Below are 17,677 nucleotides of genomic sequence, written 5' to 3' on the forward strand. Positions count from 1 at the left end.
GACGCTGGCCGAGCTGGCGACGTTTTCATGATCAACGCAGCTGGCCGCCGACGGTGCGGCGGCCAGCTGAGACGGGTACGGGGGTCAGGGCTGGGGGCGGTCGACCTTTCCGCGCCAGGCACCGGTCTCCTGGCCACGGCGCTCGATGAACTGCTTGAAACGGTGCAGGTCACCCTTTGCCCGGCGATCGATCACGCCGAGCTTGTCACCGGCCTGCTCCACCACGCCGTGCGGGTCGAACTCCAACTGGAGGCTCACCCGGCTGTTGTGCTCGTCCAGCCGGTGGAAGGTGACCACCCCGGCGTGCTGGGTGCCGCCGGTCGAGCGCCAGGCGACCCGCTCGTCGGGCAGCTGCTCGGTGATCTCGGCGTCGAACTCGCGCTTGACGCCGGCGATCTCGACCGTCCAGTGGGTCATCGTGTCGGAGAGCTGGCGGACCTCCTCCACACCCTCCATGAAGTGGGGGAACTCCTCGAACTGCGTCCACTGGTCGTACGCCGTCCGCACCGGGACGGCCACATCGACATGCTCGGTAACGCCACTCATCAGCATCCCTTTCTGCGCATGCGGGCTCGACGGACCGGGACGGTCCGCCTTACCAGCGCGTCGTCTCGTTCTTGTGTCCGAGCGCCGCCCACACCTCGGACACCGTCTGGTAGTGGGTGTCCTCGGGCAGTCGCTCCAGCTCGGCGAGCACGTCGTCGGGTGCCTCGTTGTCCCGCGCGTTGGCGAGCAACGTGGCCCGGTCGCCGGGCAGCGCGGTCATCGTGATGAACCGCCCGAGCCGGCTACGTGCCTCGACGTCGGAGGAGGTCATGCCCTGCGGGCTGCCGCTGCGCAGGTCGCCGGCCGGCGCAGTGGTCGGCTCCGGTTGGTCCTCACCCGCAGGCTCCGGCACCCGGAACTCGTCGACCCGGGAACCTCCGGTCCCCGGCCCCTGCACGAGGCCGTTGACCTCCTGGCTCATCTGCTCGTCGACCCTCGGTGAGTGCTTGCTGTTGCCGCGTTCCATACCTTCTGCGCTACCCGAGCGCGCCTTTGGTAAACCCGGCAAGCCGTCACGAATCGGCCCGTGCGCGCGGTGCCAGCACCGGTTCCTCGGTGTCGGTCGCACCCGACTGGAGCAGCCGGCCGCGCTGAAGTTCGGCGTTGATCTGCACGCCGAGCATCAGCGCCGAATTGGACAGGTAGAGCCAGACCAGGAAGGCGATCACCGCGCCCAGGCTGCCGTAGGTGGCGTCGTACGAGCCGAAGTTCGCCACGTACAGGCCGAAGCCGAAGGAGCCGAGCGCCCAGGCGAGCAGGGCCACCGCCCCGCCGGGGGTGAGCCAGCGGAACCTCGGCTGGCGGACGTTGGGTGCGGCCCAGAACAGCAGCGAGAGCAGCAGCATCGCGATCAGCGCCAGCGCCGGCCACTTGGCCACGGACCAGGCGGTACGCGCCGCGTCGCCGGCACCCACCAGGTTGCCCACCGCATCGGCGACCGGGCCGCTGACGATCAGGCCGGCGGCCACCGTGGCGAGCAGCACCAGCGACAGTGCCGCGAGACCGAGCTGCGTCGGGCGCAGCTGCCAGACCGGCCGCCCCTCGGTGACCCCGTAGATCGCGTTCGACGCCCGGGTGAACGAGGCGATGAAGTTCGAGGCCGACCAGAGCGCGCCGAGCAGGCCGAAACTGAGCAGGACCCCGGCCGAGCTGTTCTGGTCCACCACCGCCCGGATCACCCCGACGAATCTCTCGTCCGCCACCACCGAGCCGGCACCGATGTCCCGGGCCAGGTCCAGCACCGTGTCGACGGTGCGTTCCCCATCGGAGACCAGCCCGACCAGGGCGACCACCACGACGGTGGAGGGGAACAGCGCCAGCACCCCGTAGTAGGTGAGCGCGGCGGCCCAGTCCGTGCAGTTGTCCCGCAGATAGTTGCGCCCGCTGCGGACCAGCACGCCGCGCCAGGTGGGCCAGTGCAACTGGCGGATGCCCGGCAGCGGTGACACCGGCGCGTCGGTGGTCGAGGTCTCGGGGGTCGTCGTCGCCATGTACCGCTCCTGTCGCCGGCCGGCACGTGCGCCGCGCGCCGGTGCCGGCGCCGGTACCCGGCACGGTCCGCCGGCAAACCGGGCCGGCGGTTTGTCGGTGCCGCCGTGGGGAACGCCAGGGGGAATGGCTCGCACACGGAGGAGGATCGAGATGCCCGGGCGCGAGGTACTGCCCAGCACGCTGCGGCGCTCCCCGGAGAAGGCGCAGCGCACCTGGGAGAAGACGCACGACTCCGCAGTCGAGACGTACGGCGAGGGGGAGCGGGCCCACCGGACCGCCTTCGCCGCCGTGAAGCACGAGTTCGAGAAGGTGGGCGACCACTGGGAGCCGAAGGGCCGCAAGGGGCCGAGCGACAAGCAGGCCGCCGGCGGCGGTCCGGCCCGGCGGGCACCCACCGCCGGTGGTGTCGACGCCAACGCCAACAAGGAACACCTGATGGAGGTCGCCCGCAAACTGGACGTGCGGGGGCGATCGAGCATGACCAAGCCGGAACTGGTCAGGGCCATCCAGAAGGCAAACGACCGGCAGACCGCCAGGGCGCGCGGCGACTGACCCGCCGTCGGCGACGGGCCCCTGATCCGAGCGTACGGCTCGGGCCAGGGGCCCACGTGGTGCCGGCCGGTGGCGTCGCGGCTCACCAGTGGCCGCCGCCGGGTGCCTCGATGTGCACCGCCTTCACGGCGGTGAACTCGTCAAGCAACTCCGGGCCGTAACCGAAACCCTGGCCACTGGCTCGGCGCGGATGGGCGGCACCGGCCGGGGCACCGCCGAAGACGGCGTTCACCTTGACCGTGCCCGCCGGAAGTTCCCGCCAGGCCCGCTGGGCGTGACTCATCGAACCGGTGAGCACCGTGGCTGCCAGCCCGTACGGCGAATCGGCCGCGCAGCGCAGCGCCTCGCTGAACGAGTCGACCACCACCACCGGCGCGACCGGACCGAAGGTCTCCTCCCGGACCAGTGCCATGTCGTGCCGGCAGTTGTCCACCACCGTGGCGGGATAGAAGGCACCGGGGCCGTCCGGCAGCGTGCCGCCGACGCGGATCCGGGCGCCCTCGGCCACCGCCGCGGTGACCTGCCCGTGCACCTGGTCGCGGTGGCGCCTGTCGACGAGCGGACCCAACTCGGTGCCCGGGTCCCGACCGGGTCCGACCCGCAGCGCGGCGGCCCGGTCGACAAGCGCCGCCACGAAGTCCTCGGCGAGGTCCCGGTGGACGTAGATCCGTTCCACCGCCACGCAGATCTGCCCCGCGTTGGCGAAGGCGCCCTGGGCCGCCTGGGTCGCCGCCCAGATCGGATCGACGTCGGCGTCGACGACAAGCGGGTCGCTGCCGCCGTTCTCCAGCAGCGCCTTCGCGCCGGTCGTGGCGGCGGCGGTGGCGATGGCCCGGCCGGTGGCGGTGGAGCCGACATGCGCCACCACGTCCACCTCGGCGGCGGCCAGCGCCGCGCCGGTCTGCGGGCCGCCGGTCAGCAGCGACAGCACTCCCGCCGGCAGCGCGGCGTCGAACGCCCGGGCCAGCAGCCAGCCGGTGGCGGGGGTTCGCTCGCTCGGCTTGTGCAACACCACGTTTCCGGTGACCAGAGCCGCGCCGAGCAGTCCGCAGGAAACGGCGACCGGGTCGTTCCAGGGGGTGATGGCGGCGACCACGCCGCGCGGTTGCGGTGTCATGAAGTCGAGCGCGGCGGGGGAGCCGTGCAGCGTACGCCCGCCCCGGGCCGGGGCGAGTTCGGCGTACTGCCGCAGGGTGGCGATGCCGGCCTCGACGCCGCCGCGGGCATCCGCGAGCGGCTTGCCCATCTCGGCGGTGGTGGCCTGGGCCAGTTCGTCGGCGGCAGCAGCGACCGCGTCGGCGGCCCGGTGCAACGCGGCGGCCCGCTCGGCCGGAGCCGTGTCCGCCCACTCCGCCGCCACCCCCCGGGCCGCCGCCACCGCCTTGCCCACCTCGTCGGCGGTGGCCATCGGCGCACTTGTCACCCGGCTGCCGTCGGCCGGGTCGTGCACCACCAGTTCACCGGCCTCGCCGCCGGCCCCCCACACGCCACCGATCAGCTGCGCAACCGTGTACATGGGCGCAGGATGCCCCGGCCCGGAGCGGACAAACGTTTCAGCCGGCCGGGTCTGGGGTAGCGCCGATGGATGATCTCGCGGGGTTTCTCCGGTGCCGAACCCGCCGACGCCGTGGTTATCGGTGCCGGCCACAACGGGCTGGTCGCGGCGAACCTGCTCGTCGACGCGGGCTGGGACGTGGTGGTGCTGGAGGCGACCGAGGTGCCGGGTGGCGCGGTCCGCTCGGCCGAGGTCACCGCGCCCGGCTACCTCAGCGATCTCTACAGCTCCTTCTACCCGCTCGGCTACATCTCGCCGGTGCTGCGCGGGCTGGGCCTCGACCGGTACGGGCTCGCCTGGCGGCACGCCCCGGACGTGCTGGCCCACCTCTTCCCCGACGACCGGGCGGCACTGCTCAATCTCGACCCGATGGTCACCGCAGCCTCGCTTGAGACGTTCGCGCCCGGCGACGGCGAGCGCTGGCTGGCCGCGTACGCGCAGTGGCGGCAGATCTCCGGGCCGCTGACGGAACTGATCACCACACCGTTCCCGCCGGTCCGTGGCGGCCTGCGGCTGCTGCGCCGGCTGCGGACCGGCGGCGCGTTGCGGCTGGCCCGGCGGATGGTGCTGCCGGTACGCCGGCTCGGCGCGGAGATGTTCGCCGGGGCGGGCGGTCCGGCGCTGCTGGCCGGTTCCGCCCTGCACACCGACCTGTCGCCAGAGGAGGCCGGCTCCGGCCTGTACGGGTGGCTGCTGGTGATGCTCGGCCAGCAGGTCGGCTGGCCGGTGCCGGCCGGCGGGGCGCAGCGGATCACCGACGCGCTGGTGGCCCGGCTGACCGAGCGGGGCGGTCGCATCCACTACGGCGCCCGGGTGGAGCGGGTGCTGCTCGCCCGGGGCCGGGCGATGGGCGTACGCACGGCCGGGGGAGAGCTGTGGCGGGCCCGCCGGGCGGTGCTGGCCGACGTGCCCGCGCCCGCGCTCTACCTGGATCTGGTGGGTGCGGCGGCGCTACCACCCCGGCTGGTGGCCGACCTGGAGCACTTCCGCTGGGACGGCTCGACGGTGAAGGTCGACTGGGCCCTCTCCGCGCCGGTGCCGTGGACCAACCGGCAACTGGCCACCGCCGGCACCGTGCACCTCGGCGCGGATCTCGACGGGCTCACCGACTACGCCGCCACACTGGCCCGCGGCGAGCGACCGCGCGATCCGTTCCTGCTGGTCGGACAGATGTCGGTGGCCGATCCGAGTCACTCCCCGCCGGGTACCGAGTCGCTCTGGTCGTACACCCATCTGCCGTTCCGCCGGCACTGGCGGGCCGAGGAGGTCGTCGAGCACGTCGAGCGGATGGAGGCGGTGCTGGAGGCCGCCGCCCCCGGGTTCCGGAGCCTGATCGTGGGCCGGCACGTGGCCGGCCCGGCCGACCTGGAGCAGGCCAATCCCAGCCTGGTCGGCGGTGCCCTCGGTGCTGGCACCGCCGCGCCCTACCAGCAGTTGTTCCTGCGCCCGATTCCCGGTCTGGGGCGTGCCGACACGCCTGTGGACCGACTCTTCCTGGCCAGCGCATCGGCGCACCCTGGCGGTGGGGTGCACGGCGCGCCGGGCGCGAACGCGGCCCGGGCCGCCCTGGCCCGGGACCGGGCGGTCACCGGCGAGGTCTACCACCGGGCGGTGGCCACCGCCCAGCACGCCATCTACCGCTGACGCCGGGCGGTCGGCTGATCGCGTCAGCCGTCGAGGTTGCGGTGGCGGGTCCGGAGCTTGAACGGCATCAACGCGCTTTCGATCTTGGTGGCGGTGGTCATCTTCGAGGCACCGTCGCGGCGCTCCTCGAACCGGATCGGCACCTCAAGGATGGTGTGCCCCAACTTGGTGGCGAGGTAGTGCATCTCGACCTGGAAGCTGTAGCCGTTGGACTGGACCCGCTCCAGCCCGATGTCGCGCAGCGCGTCGGCCCGCCAGATCTTGAAACCGGCGGTCAGGTCCCGGATCCGCACCCGCAGCAGCGTGTGCACGTAGAGGTTCGCCCAACCGCTGAGCGCCCGCCGGTACAGCGGCCAGTTCTCGTCCAGCTCGCCGCCCGGCACGTAACGCGAGCCGATGACCACCCCGGCCTGGGTGGAGAGCAGGGCGCCGAGCATGCCCGGCAGCGCCTCCGGCGGGTGGGACAGGTCGGCGTCCATCTGGGCCACGTACTCGGCCCCGCCGTCCAGCGCCCGGCCGATCCCGTCCACGTACGCCCGACCGAGGCCCTCCTTGCCCGGCCGGTGCACCACCTCGATCCGCTCGGGATGCTCGATCGCGAGCTTGTCGGCGACCTCGCCGGTGCCGTCCGGGGAGTTGTCGTCGGCGACCAGCACCTTCAGGCCGGGCAGCGGCAGGGCGAGCAGCCGCTCGACAAGCGTTGGCAGGTTGCCCGCCTCGTTGTAGGTCGGCACCACGACGGTCAGCCGTACGTCCCGCCACGGCGAGGGCAACTGGACGGGTTCGATCATGGGGGACATCCTCGGTCGGCGGACGGGGTCCCCCAGAGCGTAGCCAGTTGTCCCTTCCGGGGGGAAATACGCTCCCCGGCCTGCTCGTCGCGGCTGGTCAGTCCGGCGTTTTCTGCCGTCGGGCGATGTCGGAGAGCCGGCTCAGCGTCTCCTTGTTACGCAGGTGCAGCACCAGGTCGTTGAGCTTGGTGCGCACCCAGCGCAGGGGGCCGGCGGCGAAGTCCTCGCCCAACAGCACCCGGGTGGAGGTGGGGCCGACCGGTTCGAGGGTGAAGACCACGACCGCCTCGCCGGCCGGCCAGAGCTTGACCCGCAGCACGAGCCGACGCTCCGGTTCGCAGGCCAGCACGGTGGAGGAGTCCTCCAGGGAGAACGGCCACGGTCCGGCACGGTGGTGCAGCTGGGATCCGACCCGGGGCCAGTCCTCGTCCACGTCGCGCATGTGCGCCGTGCCAACCACCCAGTCGCTGTAGGTCCAGCCGTCCGCGAGGACTGCCCAGACCTGCTTGACGGGGGCCTCGATCACTCTCTCCACGATCGCCACCGCCTAGCCGTACCCAGCCGGTAACGCTGGCTAACCGGGCTGATGGGTTAGCTTCTCGGGGGCCGTGGGTAAGGCCACCGCGGGCGGCGAGCGAGCGCTGCCGACGCGCGTACCGTGCACCGCGCCGCGACCGACGTTTACTCCCCGGGGCGCCGGGAACCCGCCGCCCGTGCGACAGGACCATGGGGAGCCGGATCAGCGTAGGTCAGCCGGGGTGCTGGCCGCTGCCGGCCGGGCCGCGCCGGGGCCGGTCCTGTCCGATGCCGGGCCGGTGCTGTCCGATGGGCCGGTGCTGTTCGACGCGGTCCTGCTGGACCGGGACGGCACCCTGGTCGAGGACGTGCCGTACAACGGCGATCCGGACAAGGTACGCCCGATGCCGGGCGCCCGCGCCGCGCTGGACCGGTTGCGCGCGGCCGGGCTCAAGCTCGCCGTGGTGACAAACCAGTCCGGGCTCGCCCGGGGCCTGTTCACCGAGCGGCAACTGGACCGGGTGCACCGCCGGATCGAGACCCTGCTCGGCCCCTTCGACTCCTGGCTGGTGTGCCCGCACGACGACGGGGACGGCTGCGCCTGCCGCAAGCCGGCACCGGGTCTGGTGCACGCCGCCGCCGAAGCGCTGGGCACCGTGCCCGCCCGCTGCGTCCTGATCGGCGACATCGGTCGCGACGTCACGGCCGCGCTTGCCGCCGGTGCCACCGGCCTGCTGGTGCCGACGCCGGTGACCCGGACCGAGGAGATCGCCGCGGCACCCTGGGTGGCCAGCGACCTGCCCTCGGCGGTCGCGGAACTGCTGCGTCGCCAGGCGGCGCTGCGACCGACGCCGTCCGCCGCCGCACCGGCCGACCCCGCTGGGCCGGTCGGCACCACGCCGTGCGCCGCCGCGCCGGCCGACCCGGCTGTCGGTGGTACGTCGGTGCGTACCGCTGCCCGGCGCACGGTGCTGGTGGTGCGGTCGGACTCGGCGGGAGACGTCTTGGTGACCGGGCCGGGCATCCGGGCGGTCGCCGCCGGTGCGGACCGGGTGGTGCTGCTCTGCGGTCCCCGTGGCCGGGCCGCGGCCGAGTTGCTGCCCGGCGTCGACGAGGTGGTCGAGCACGCGCTGCCGTGGATCGACCCGGCGCCCGCGCCGGTCGATTCGGCTGCACTGGCCGCACTCGTCAACCGGCTGACCGCCGTCGCCGCCGACGAGGCGGTCATCTTCACCTCGTTCCACCAGTCGCCGCTGCCGCTGGCGCTGCTGCTGCGAATGGCCGGCGTCGGGCGGATCGCGGCGATCAGCGACGACTATCCGGGCAGCCTGCTGGACGTTCGGCACCGGGTGCCGGTCGGCGTGCCCGAGGCCGAGCGCGCCCTGTCGCTGGCCGCCGCGGCCGGCTACCCGCTGCCCGCCGGTGACCAGCCGTACCTTCGACTGCGTCCGGTGGCGCCGCCGCCGCCCGAGGCCGGTGCTCCGGGGTACGTGGTGCTGCATCCCGGGTCGGCCGCGCCGGCCGGGGCTGCCCGCCGGAGGTGGCCGAGCGGATCGCCCGGCGACTGGCCGCGGCCGGGCACCGCGTGGTGGTCACCGGCGGCCCGACGGAGCGCGAGCTCACCGCCCGGGTCGCCGGCCGGCACGCCGTGGACCTGGGCGGCGGCACCGGGCTGGCCGAGCTGTCCGCGGTGGTGGCCGCCGCCGGTGCGGTGGTGGTCGGCAACACCGGCCCGGCCCACCTGGCCGCCGCGCACGGCGTGCCGGTGGTCAGCCTCTTCGCCCCGACCGTCCCGTTCGGCCAGTGGGGCCCTGGCGGGTGCCGACGGTACGCCTCGGCGACGCCACCGCCGCCTGCCGCGACACCCGCGCCGCGCACTGCCCGGTGCCCGGGCACCCTGCCTCAGCGGTGTCGAGCCGGACACCGTGCTCGACGCCCTGCGGCTGCTTGGCGTGGCACCGCACCGCAGCGCGGCGAGCCCCCGGCGGCCCTGCTCAGCCCGGTGTCGCGGGCCGCGCCGCCGGTGCCCGCCGGCGGTGGGAGGACACGATGAACATCCTGCTCTGGCACGTGCACGGCTCCTGGACCACCTCGTTCGTGCACGGCAAGCACCGCTACCTGGTACCGGCCACCCCGGACCGGGGCCCGTACGGTCTCGGCCGGGCGCGCACCTACACCTGGCCGGAGAGCGCGGCCGAGGTGAGCCCCGAGCAGCTGCGCGACGCCGAGGTCGACGTGGTCATCCTGCAACGGCCGGAGGAGATCGACCTGGCGGCCGAGTGGCTCGGCCGCCGACCGGGTCGGGACCTGCCGGCGATCTACGTGGAGCACAACACCCCGAAGGACGGGCAGGTCCCGCAGAGCCGCCATCCCATGGCCGACCGGGACGACCTGCTCGTCGCGCACGTGACCGCGTTCAACGAACTCTTCTGGGACACCGGCTCGACCCGGACCACCGTCGTCGACCACGGCATCGTGCCGCCGACCGTGGAGTACACCGGCGAGCTGGACCGGCTGGCCGTGGTGATCAACGAGCCGGTGCGTCGCTGGCGGGTCACCGGCACGGACCTGCTGCCCCGCTTCGCCGAGATCGCCCCGCTGGACGTGTTCGGCCTGAAGGTGGCCGGGCTGGCGGAGCAGCTGGGTCTGCCCGCCGACCGGCTGACCAGCCACGACGACGTGCCGCAGCACCGGATGCACGCCGAGTTGGCCAGGCGGCGGGCGTACCTGCACCTGTGCCGATGGACCTCGCTCGGGTTGAGCCTGATCGAGGCGATGAGCATCGGCATGCCGGTGGTGGCGCTGGCCACCACCGAGGCGGTGATGGCGGTACCGCCGGGCGCCGGTGCCCTCGCCACCCGGGTCGACGCCCTGCTGGTGGCCGCCGAGCGGCTCGTCGCCGAACCGGACCGGGCGCGCCGGGCGGGAGCCGAGGCGCGGGCCGCCGCCCGCGAACGCTACGGCCTCGACCGTTTCCTCGCCGACTGGGACCGGCTCCTGGAGGAGGAAGTATGCGGATAGCGATGATCTCGGAGCACGCCAGCCCGCTCGCCATCCTCGGCGGCGAGGACGCCGGCGGCCAGAACACACACGTCGCGGAGCTCTCCGCCGCGCTCGTCGCCGCCGGGCACGACGTACGCGTCTACACCCGCCGCGACGCGGTGGACCTGCCGGTGACCGTACGCGCCCCGGACGGCTACGACGTGGTGCACGTACCGGCCGGTCCCGCCGAGCCGGTGGCGAAGGACGCGCTGCTGCCGCACATGCAGCCGTTCAGCGCCTGGCTGGTGGAACGCTGGCGGGGCGGGGACTGGGCACCCGAGGTGATCCACGCGCACTTCTGGATGAGCGGGCTGGCGGCGCTTCAGGCCAGCCGGCAGACCGGGATACCGGTGGTGCAGACGTACCACGCGCTCGGCACGGTCAAGCGCCGCCACCAGGGGGTTCAGGACACCAGCCCGGCGCGGCGGATCGGCTCCGAACTCCAGTTGGGCCGCACCGTCGACCGGGTGATCGCCCAGTGCCGCGACGAGGTCGGTGAGCTGGTCCGGATGGGGGTGCCCCGGTCCCGGATCACGGTCATCCCGTCCGGGGTCAACCTGGCCACCTTCGCCCCGCTGGGACCGGCCGCCGAGCAGGAGCCCGGCCGGGCCCGGATCCTCACCGTCGGCCGGCTTGTGGAACGCAAGGGCTTCCAGACCGTGGTGCGGGCGATGACCCACGTACCCGACGCGGAGTGCGTGGTGGTCGGCGGTCCGCCGGCCGGCCTGCTGGAGACCGACCCGTACGCGCGTCGACTGCGCGCCCTGGCCCGCAGCTGTGGCGTGGCCGACCGGGTCCGGCTGGTCGGCGCGGTGCCCCGCGAGGAGATGGGCCGCTGGTACCGGTCGGCGGACATCCTGGTCGCCGCGCCCTGGTACGAGCCGTTCGGCCTGACCCCGCTGGAGGCGATGGCGTGCGGGGTGCCCGTGGTGGCCACCGCAGTCGGTGGGCTGCGGGACACGGTGGTCGACGGGGTGACCGGCGATCTGGTGCCGGCCCGGGACCCGAGGGCGTTGGGCCAGGCGTTGCGGCGGCTGCTCGACGACCGGATCCGCCGGTTCGCCTACGCGGGCGCGGCGCGTGCCCGGGCCCGGCAGCACTACTCCTGGTCGGTCACTGCCGAGCGGCTCGCCGAGGTCTACGCCGAGGTGGCCGCCGTGCACCGGCCGAGTCGGGTGGTGGCCTGATGCCGACGGGGAACCCACTGGAGGAGCACCTGACGCAGCTGGCGGCGGCGCTGGCCCCGTACCGGCGGTGCGAGCCGCTGCTCGCCCGTTGGGGTGCCACGCTGGCGCGCCGGCTCACCGCGGGCGGCCGGCTGTTGGTGGCCGGCAACGGCGGCAGCGCCGCCGAGGCGCAGCACCTCACCGCCGAACTGGTCGGCAAGCTGCGCGAGGACCGTCAGCCGCTGTCGGCGATCGCGCTGCACGCCGAGACCTCGGCGCTTACCGCGATCGGCAACGACTACGGCTACGACGAGGTCTTCGCCCGCCAGGTCCGCGCCCACGGCCGCCCCGACGACGTGCTGCTGCTGCTGTCCACAAGCGGCGGCAGCGGCAACCTGCTCGCCGCCGCGCGGGCCGGGCGGGACGCCGGACTGCGCTGCTGGGCCTTGACCGGCCCGGCGCCGAACCCGCTCGCCGACGCCTGTCACGAGGTGCTGGCCGTGGACTCGCCGGACAGTCAGGTGGTCCAGGAGCTGCATCTGGTCTCCAGTCACCTGCTCTGCGAGTACGTCGAACGGGCGATGCGGGAGTACCTGGCACCGTCCGTTCCCGCCGCGCCGGCCGCCGGCCCGGTGCGGGCCGGGGTCGAGGTGGTGTTGGACGGCGGTGTCGGACGGGCGGTCGAGGCGTGAGGAGACAATCGTGACGGGACCCGTGGTGGTGGTCGGCGACACCCTGCTCGACCGGGACGTCGAGGGCATCGTCAACCGGCTCTGCCCGGACTCGCCGGCACCGGTGCTCGACGAGATGGTGCACGTCGACCGGCCGGGGGGCGCGGGGCTCGCCGCCCTCTTCGCCGCGCTGCACCACACCGAGGTGGTGCTGGTCACCGCGCTTGCCGATGATGCGGGCGGGGCCCGGCTCGGTGTGCTGTTGGCCGCTGCCGGGGTGCAGGTGTTCCCGCTGCCGCTGGCCGGTGCCACTCCGGAGAAGATCCGGCTGCGCGCCGGGGGACGGGTGCTGCTGCGGCACGACCGGGGTGGCGGCACCGGGGAGCCGGGTGAGCCCGCCGAGGCGGTGCTGCGCGCGATCGAGCGGGCCTCGGTGGTGTTGGTGAGCGACTACGGCCGGGGGGTGGCCCGGCAGCCGGCGCTGCGGGCGGCGCTGGCGGCGACCCGGGCCCCGCTGGTCTGGGATCCGCATCCGCGCGGGCCGGCGGCGGTGCCGGGGGTGCACCTGGTCACCCCGAACGAGACGGAGGTACGGGAACTGGTGGAGGTGCCGGCCGCCGCCACCCGGCTGGCCAGTGCCGCCGAGGGGCCGACCGGCTGCGGCAGCGGTGGCGGGCGGGGGCGGTCGCGGTCACGCTTGGCGCCGACGGCGCGCTGCTCAGCCACGCCGGCTCGACGCCGTTGATGGTGCCCGCGCCGCTCGCCGCCGAGGGGACACCTGCGGCGCCGGGGACCGCTTCGCCGCCACCGCCGGGCTCGCCCTGGCCCGTGGCGCGGTGGTGTCCGAGGCGGTGCAGGAGGCGGTGGCCGAGGCCTCCGCGTACGTGGCGGGCGGTGGCGTGGCCACCGCGTTGCCGGCACCGGTACGCCGGGCGCCGCAGGCGGTGCACGCGGCGGTCGCCGGTGACCGGGTCGGGGTGGCCGCCGCCGCCGCCGTGGTGTCCCGGGTCCGGGCCGCCGGTGGGACGGTGGTCGCCACCGGCGGCTGCTTCGACCTGCTGCACGCCGGTCACGTGGCGACCCTCCAGGCGGCGCGGCAGCTCGGCGACTGCCTGGTGGTGTGTCTCAACTCCGACGCCAGCGTCAGCGGGCTGAAGGGGCCGGACCGTCCGGTGATGCGGCAGGACGACCGCAGCCGGCTGCTGGCCGCGTTGAGCTGCGTCGACGCGGTCATGATCTTTGACGAGTCGACCCCGGCGGCGGCGCTGTCCTGGCTGCGGCCGGACATCTGGGTCAAGGGTGGGGACTACGCCACCGGCGACGACGACGCGCTGCCCGAGGCGGAGATCCTGCACCGCTGGGGCGGGCACACCGTCGTGGTGCCCTATCTGGACGGGCGGTCGACCAGCCAGATGATCGCCGCCGCCCGCGCCGCCGGAGTGCCGGCATGAGCGAGCGTCAGCGAGCGAATCATCGGCTCAGTGCGTTGGTGCCTCATGGCGGCGCGGAGCGAAGCGGAGTGCCGGCATGAGCGGTGTCGGAAAAACGGTGCTGGTCACCGGTGGGTCCAGCGGGCTGGGTGCGGCGGTGGTCGCGGCGGTGGCCGGTGCCGGCGGCCGGCCGCTGGTGCTGGACCGGCGGGCTCCCGCCGACGGGGTGCCGTGGATCGAGTGCGACCTGGCCGACACCCGGGGTGCGGAGGAGGCCACCCGGCGGCTCGTCGAGCGGGTGGGTGGGCTGGACGCGGTGGTCACCGCGGCCGGCATCGACGTGCCCGGCCGGCTCGCCGACGTACCGGGCGAGACGTGGGACCGGATCGTCGCGGTGGACCTGCTCGCCACCGCGGCGGTGATCCGGGCCGCCCTGCCGTTCCTGGAGGCGTCCCGGGGCAGCGTCGTCACGGTCGCGTCCACGCTCGGGCTGAAGGCGGTAAGTGACGCGACGGCGTACTGCGCGGCCAAGTTCGGGGTGGTCGGGTTCACCCGGGCACTCGCCGCCGAGTTGGCCGGCCGGGTCGGCGTCACCCTGCTGGTGCCGGGCGGCATGCGTACCGCGTTCTTCGACGAGCGGGATCCGCAGTACCGCCCGGGGCCGGACGCGAAGCTCAACGAGCCGGCGGACACCGCCGCCGCGGTGCTGTTCGCGCTCTCCCAGCCTGCCGGCTGCGCGGTTCGTGAGCTGGTGGTCTGTGCCGAGCAGGAGACGTCGTACCCGTGATTCTGGCGTTGCGTGCCCTGGGCGTCGGTGACCTCGCCACCGGGGTCCCGGCGTTGCGGGCGCTGCGCGCGGCCCATCCCGACCGGGAGTTGGTGCTCGCCGCGCCGGCCTGGCTGGGGCCGCTTGTCGAGTTGGTCGGCGGCGTCGACCGGCTGCTGCCGACCGGCGGTCTGGACCGGCTGGACCGCCCCGCCGGTACGGTCGAGGTCGCGGTCAACCTGCACGGCCGGGGACCGGACTCGCACCGGCTGCTGGCCACCACCCGGCCCGAGCGCCTGCTCGCCTTCGCCAACCCCGACGCGGGGCACGTCGACGGGCCGGCGTGGGACGACGACGAGCACGAGGTGGCGCGCTGGTGCCGGCTGCTGGCGGCGTACGGCATCCCGGCCGACCCGGGCGACCTGGAGCTGCGCCGTCCGGCGCGGCCCGGCGTGCCCACCGGCCGTACCGTGCTGCATCCCGGGTCCAAGATCGCCGCCAAGCGCTGGCCGGCGGGCCGGTACGCGGCCCTGGCCCGGGAGCTGACCCGCCGGGGGCATCGGGTGGTGCTCACCGGCAGCGCGGGGAGCGGACGGCCGCTGCCCGGGTGGCGGCCGACGCCGGGCTGCCGCCGGACGCGGTGCTGGCCGGCCGGACCGACCTCGGTGAGTTGGCGGCCCTGGTCGCCGGTGCCCGCCTGGTGGTCAGCGGGGACACCGGGGTGGCGCACCTGGCCACCGGCTACCGGGTCGCCTCGGTGGTGCTCTTCGGCCCGGTCCCGCCGAGCCGGTGGGGGCCACCACCGGGGCGTCGGCGGCACCGGGCGCTCTGGGCCGGTCCGGCGGCATGGCCGGGCTGGAACGGGGTAGGAAGCCATCCCGCGATGGCCGCACTCGGCGTGGACGAGGTGCTGGCCGCGGTGGACGAGGTGGAACGGGTGGTGCGTGCCGACCGTGCGGTTGCGGCGTAGCGATCCGGGCCGGCCGGGGTACGCGCGGCGTCGGCGGGGTGCGGGCTGGTCGTTTCTGGACCCGCGCGGTGTGCCGGTGCGCGACCCGGACCAGCTGGCCCGGTTGCGGGCGCTGGTGATTCCGCCCGCGTGGCGGGAGGTCTGGATCTCGCCGTACCCGAACGGGCACATCCAGGCCACCGGGATCGACGCCGCCGGCCGCAAGCAGTACCTCTACCACCCGGTCTGGCGGCAGCGGCAGGACGAGGCGAAGTTCGACCACGTGCTGGAGGTGGCGCGCCGGCTGCCGGTGCTGCGCGAGCGGGTCGGTCACCACCTGGCCGGGCGGGGGCTGCGCCGGGAGCGGGTGCTGGCGACGGTGACCCGGCTGCTGGACACCGGCATCTTCCGGGTCGGCAGTGACCAGTACGCAGCCGGCGACGACCCGACGTTCGGGGTGGCCACCCTGCGCCCCGAACACGCCCGGGCCCGGAGCGGCTGCGTGCTCTTCGAGTTCCCGGCCAAGGGCGGCATCGAGCAGGTACGGCTGGTCGAGGATCCGCAGCTGTGCCGGGTGCTGCTCGACCTGCGCCGCCGACGCCGGGCGGCCGAGCGGCTCTTCGGTTACTGGGACGGCACCACCTGGCGGGACGTCCGCGCCGACGAGATCAACGATTATCTGCGTACCGCAAGCGGTGGCGAGATGACCGCGAAGGACTTCCGCACCTGGCACGCCACGGTGCGGGCCGCCACCGAACTGGCCGGGTGGACCTCGGCCCGGTCGGCGACCGCGCGGCGGCGGGCGGTGGCGGGGGTGATGCGGGAGGTGGCGGAGCTGCTGGGCAACACCCCGACGGTGGCCCGTACGTCATACGTCGATCCCCGGGTGGTGGACCTGTTCCACGACGGCGTGGTCGCGCCGGTCACCCGGGACACCCCACGCGAGCAGGCCGAACAGGCGGTGCTGACCCTGCTTGAGCGGTCCTGAGCCGGGAGCCGGCGGGTCCTATCTGAGATACCGCTCCACTTCGGCGATCCACTCCGGCATACCCTTGTAGACCTTCCGGTATAAATCAAGAATCTCTTTCTTGGTCAGATGCTCCAGTTCGTCCTTGGGGATCTTCCTGGCCAGTGCGGTAGAAATCGGCGAATGCTGGCCGGCGGTCAGAATGATCGACGGGGCCTTTTGGACGTCGTGCCCAAGATGCTTGAGCACGGACTGTTCAATGATGTGATGGGCCTGGTACGCGCCGCCGTGGCCTCTGGTGAACACCGAGAAGGAATCAAAAGGCCCGATGATGCCGCGTTTGTTCAATTCTGACGCGACGATAGGCGCGCCCTTGTCGAATTTCTTCGTGAGAGACTCGGCCGCCTCGACGGACAATGTGCGGCTGACCCGTTGCCCGGATCGTACCGCCTGAATGAAAGCCTTTCCTTCCGCGTTGGGTGAAATCGCTTTCTTGGCGACCGCCTTGGCGACACTCCGCATTTTCAGGATGACACCCAACGTCACCTTGCCGCCGGTGGCTGTGCCCTTCTTCAGCGCGCCCTTGACAAGCAGCTTCGCGGCGACGCCAGCGGCGCCCTTGCCGACTCCGGACGGCGTCGGAACGTAGTCCAGCGGACCGAGTCCTTCGGATTCGACGCCGATCGCAACCCCGGCATCGACGACAAAATTTCCCTCGCGATCGACGAGCCGGGAGATTCCGTCAGCATGAAACGTCCGGTAACCGATGATCTCTCTGGTTTCCGGGTCCAGCACCACACCGCTGATGCGGTTACGGTTCTCGGGCAGGTCTTCTTCGAAGTCGCTGATGCCTTGCGGGCCGGACTCGTCGTCCACGACGATGCCGCCGTCGCCAGCGTGCGCCGGCTCGCCCGGGAGTCGGACGCTGGCCGGTGGCGCGATTATCGGCTCCATCTCCAAATCCGTGTTCACGAGCGCGATGCTCGTGCCGACGCTCGGCCCCCACAGGAAGTTGACAATGTCCGCGATCTGATCCCGGGGAAGTGTCTCGACCCGATTTTTCTCGCGGAGCAGAAATTCCAGATCCCGCTGCATTTTGGCGCGCACGGTCTGCATGGCGAGCACGAGCCTCGGTCCGCCGACCAACCCGCCGGCCTCCTCGTCCCTGAGAACCTGCTCGCCGAGCCTGGCCAATCGCGGCAACAGGTCGTACATCGGCAGACCCTGGATCTCCGCGAGCGGGGCGTTGTTCTCCTCTCTGCGCTGCACCACGAACCCGGTGCCCGGTGCCTTTGTCGCACCCGTCAGCAGAGCATCGACGGCACGATTTCCCGCGAGACGCTGGAGTCCGAGCAGGGCCACTGGCGCCGCGGCGGTTCGCTGCGGCAACCTGTCCGCCGCGCACGCTGTTTCGCGACGCTCGCGTCTGCTACCCACTCACAGAGCAAGCCCGTCGGACGTAGTCGGGCGCAAGCGAACCGTGTGCATCCCACAGGGCAGAGATCGTTGCCCGAGAGGGCTCATGTCCAGAAGTGGGCTGGCGCCGCCCGCCGGCACGCCCGGCCGGATGCACCTCCGTGAACCGGCGTGA

Annotated in this window: 14 protein-coding genes and 3 pseudogenes; 10 read left to right on the plus strand and 7 right to left on the minus strand. The window is 73.5% G+C overall.

All coding sequences use genetic code 11. From position 1 onward, the window contains the following. Positions 1-84: 84 nt before the first annotated feature. The 3 genes from QQG74_RS11290 to QQG74_RS11300 are packed head-to-tail and all read right to left on the minus strand — an operon-like array spanning position 85 to position 2,036. Entirely contained in the window at positions 85-546 is a 462-nt protein-coding gene (locus tag QQG74_RS11290) for an SRPBCC family protein (RefSeq protein WP_341720250.1), read from the minus strand. A gap of 49 nt (positions 547-595) precedes the next feature. Next, positions 596-1,012 (minus strand): DUF2795 domain-containing protein, encoded by a 417-nt coding sequence (locus QQG74_RS11295; RefSeq protein WP_341720251.1) that lies wholly within the window; start codon positions 1,010-1,012, stop codon positions 596-598. A gap of 46 nt (positions 1,013-1,058) precedes the next feature. After that, positions 1,059-2,036: a YihY/virulence factor BrkB family protein gene (locus tag QQG74_RS11300; RefSeq protein WP_341720252.1), complete on the minus strand. Its 978-nt coding sequence runs from the start codon at positions 2,034-2,036 to the stop codon at positions 1,059-1,061. 151 nt (positions 2,037-2,187) lie between these two features. On the opposite strand from QQG74_RS11300, the gene QQG74_RS11305 reads away from it, so the two are divergent. Continuing rightward, positions 2,188-2,589, plus strand: a complete 402-nt coding sequence (locus tag QQG74_RS11305; RefSeq protein ID WP_341720253.1) for a ChaB family protein — start codon at positions 2,188-2,190, stop codon at positions 2,587-2,589. 82 nt (positions 2,590-2,671) lie between these two features. Here QQG74_RS11305 and QQG74_RS11310 read toward each other — a convergent pair whose 3' ends face one another. Continuing rightward, on the minus strand, positions 2,672-4,105 hold the full coding sequence (locus tag QQG74_RS11310; RefSeq protein WP_341720254.1) for an aldehyde dehydrogenase family protein: 1,434 nt from the start codon (positions 4,103-4,105) through the stop codon (positions 2,672-2,674). 69 nt (positions 4,106-4,174) lie between these two features. Between QQG74_RS11310 and QQG74_RS11315 the strand changes: the two genes are divergently transcribed. Further along, positions 4,175-5,788: an NAD(P)/FAD-dependent oxidoreductase gene (locus tag QQG74_RS11315; protein ID WP_341720255.1), complete on the plus strand. Its 1,614-nt coding sequence runs from the start codon at positions 4,175-4,177 to the stop codon at positions 5,786-5,788. Positions 5,789-5,811: 23 nt separating this feature from the next. Here QQG74_RS11315 and QQG74_RS11320 read toward each other — a convergent pair whose 3' ends face one another. Then, positions 5,812-6,579 carry a polyprenol monophosphomannose synthase gene (locus tag QQG74_RS11320; protein WP_341720256.1) on the minus strand — a complete coding sequence of 256 codons (768 nt, stop codon included), beginning with the start codon at positions 6,577-6,579 and terminating at the stop codon, positions 5,812-5,814. Positions 6,580-6,676: 97 nt separating this feature from the next. Next, on the minus strand, positions 6,677-7,105 hold the full coding sequence (locus tag QQG74_RS11325) for an SRPBCC family protein (RefSeq protein ID WP_341720257.1): 429 nt from the start codon (positions 7,103-7,105) through the stop codon (positions 6,677-6,679). Positions 7,106-7,394: 289 nt separating this feature from the next. On the opposite strand from QQG74_RS11325, the pseudogene QQG74_RS11330 reads away from it, so the two are divergent. The 8 genes and pseudogenes from QQG74_RS11330 to QQG74_RS11365 form a co-directional block, all read left to right on the plus strand. Further along, positions 7,395-9,050 (plus strand): annotated as a pseudogene (locus tag QQG74_RS11330) (HAD-IIIA family hydrolase); the annotation flags it as partial. A gap of 94 nt (positions 9,051-9,144) precedes the next feature. Beyond that, positions 9,145-10,116: a glycosyltransferase gene (locus QQG74_RS11335; protein WP_341721198.1), complete on the plus strand. Its 972-nt coding sequence runs from the start codon at positions 9,145-9,147 to the stop codon at positions 10,114-10,116. Further along, positions 10,107-11,324 (plus strand): glycosyltransferase, encoded by a 1,218-nt coding sequence (locus QQG74_RS11340; protein WP_341721199.1) that lies wholly within the window; start codon positions 10,107-10,109, stop codon positions 11,322-11,324. The genes QQG74_RS11335 and QQG74_RS11340 overlap by 10 nt, the downstream gene beginning before the upstream one ends. Then, on the plus strand, positions 11,321-11,995 hold the full coding sequence (locus QQG74_RS11345; protein WP_341721200.1) for an SIS domain-containing protein: 675 nt from the start codon (positions 11,321-11,323) through the stop codon (positions 11,993-11,995). The genes QQG74_RS11340 and QQG74_RS11345 overlap by 4 nt, the downstream gene beginning before the upstream one ends. Before the next feature lie 10 nt (positions 11,996-12,005). Then, positions 12,006-13,425 (plus strand): annotated as a pseudogene (locus tag QQG74_RS11350) (PfkB family carbohydrate kinase). Positions 13,426-13,501: 76 nt separating this feature from the next. Continuing rightward, positions 13,502-14,191 (plus strand): SDR family oxidoreductase, encoded by a 690-nt coding sequence (locus tag QQG74_RS11355; protein WP_341720258.1) that lies wholly within the window; start codon positions 13,502-13,504, stop codon positions 14,189-14,191. Further along, positions 14,188-15,140 (plus strand): annotated as a pseudogene (locus QQG74_RS11360) (glycosyltransferase family 9 protein). The gene QQG74_RS11355 and the pseudogene QQG74_RS11360 overlap by 4 nt, the downstream one beginning before the upstream one ends. Then, on the plus strand, positions 15,124-16,107 hold the full coding sequence (locus QQG74_RS11365) for a DNA topoisomerase IB (RefSeq protein WP_341721201.1): 984 nt from the start codon (positions 15,124-15,126) through the stop codon (positions 16,105-16,107). Before QQG74_RS11360 ends, QQG74_RS11365 begins: the two are co-directional and overlap by 17 nt. An 18-nt stretch (positions 16,108-16,125) precedes the next feature. On the opposite strand, the gene QQG74_RS11370 is transcribed toward QQG74_RS11365, so the two are convergent. Then, positions 16,126-17,475 carry a hypothetical protein gene (locus tag QQG74_RS11370; RefSeq protein WP_341720259.1) on the minus strand — a complete coding sequence of 450 codons (1,350 nt, stop codon included), beginning with the start codon at positions 17,473-17,475 and terminating at the stop codon, positions 16,126-16,128. Positions 17,476-17,677: the final 202 nt, after the last annotated feature.

The sequence above is a fragment of the Micromonospora sp. FIMYZ51 genome, assembly GCF_038246755.1.
Taxonomy (GTDB): Bacteria; Actinomycetota; Actinomycetes; order Mycobacteriales; family Micromonosporaceae; genus Micromonospora.

Excerpts from the sequence above, each read along its gene's own strand:
- QQG74_RS11340 (WP_341721199.1), top strand. The coding sequence starts at position 10,107 with ATGCGGATAGCGATGATCTCGGAGCACGCCAGCCCGCTCGCCATCCTC.
- QQG74_RS11290 (WP_341720250.1), bottom strand. The coding sequence starts at position 546 with ATGAGTGGCGTTACCGAGCATGTCGATGTGGCCGTCCCGGTGCGGACG.
- QQG74_RS11305 (WP_341720253.1), top strand. The coding sequence starts at position 2,188 with ATGCCCGGGCGCGAGGTACTGCCCAGCACGCTGCGGCGCTCCCCGGAG.
- QQG74_RS11300 (WP_341720252.1), bottom strand. The coding sequence starts at position 2,036 with ATGGCGACGACGACCCCCGAGACCTCGACCACCGACGCGCCGGTGTCA.
- QQG74_RS11295 (WP_341720251.1), bottom strand. The coding sequence starts at position 1,012 with ATGGAACGCGGCAACAGCAAGCACTCACCGAGGGTCGACGAGCAGATG.
- QQG74_RS11310 (WP_341720254.1), bottom strand. The coding sequence starts at position 4,105 with ATGTACACGGTTGCGCAGCTGATCGGTGGCGTGTGGGGGGCCGGCGGC.
- QQG74_RS11315 (WP_341720255.1), top strand. The coding sequence starts at position 4,175 with ATGATCTCGCGGGGTTTCTCCGGTGCCGAACCCGCCGACGCCGTGGTT.
- QQG74_RS11320 (WP_341720256.1), bottom strand. The coding sequence starts at position 6,579 with ATGATCGAACCCGTCCAGTTGCCCTCGCCGTGGCGGGACGTACGGCTG.
- QQG74_RS11335 (WP_341721198.1), top strand. The coding sequence starts at position 9,145 with ATGAACATCCTGCTCTGGCACGTGCACGGCTCCTGGACCACCTCGTTC.
- QQG74_RS11355 (WP_341720258.1), top strand. The coding sequence starts at position 13,502 with ATGAGCGGTGTCGGAAAAACGGTGCTGGTCACCGGTGGGTCCAGCGGG.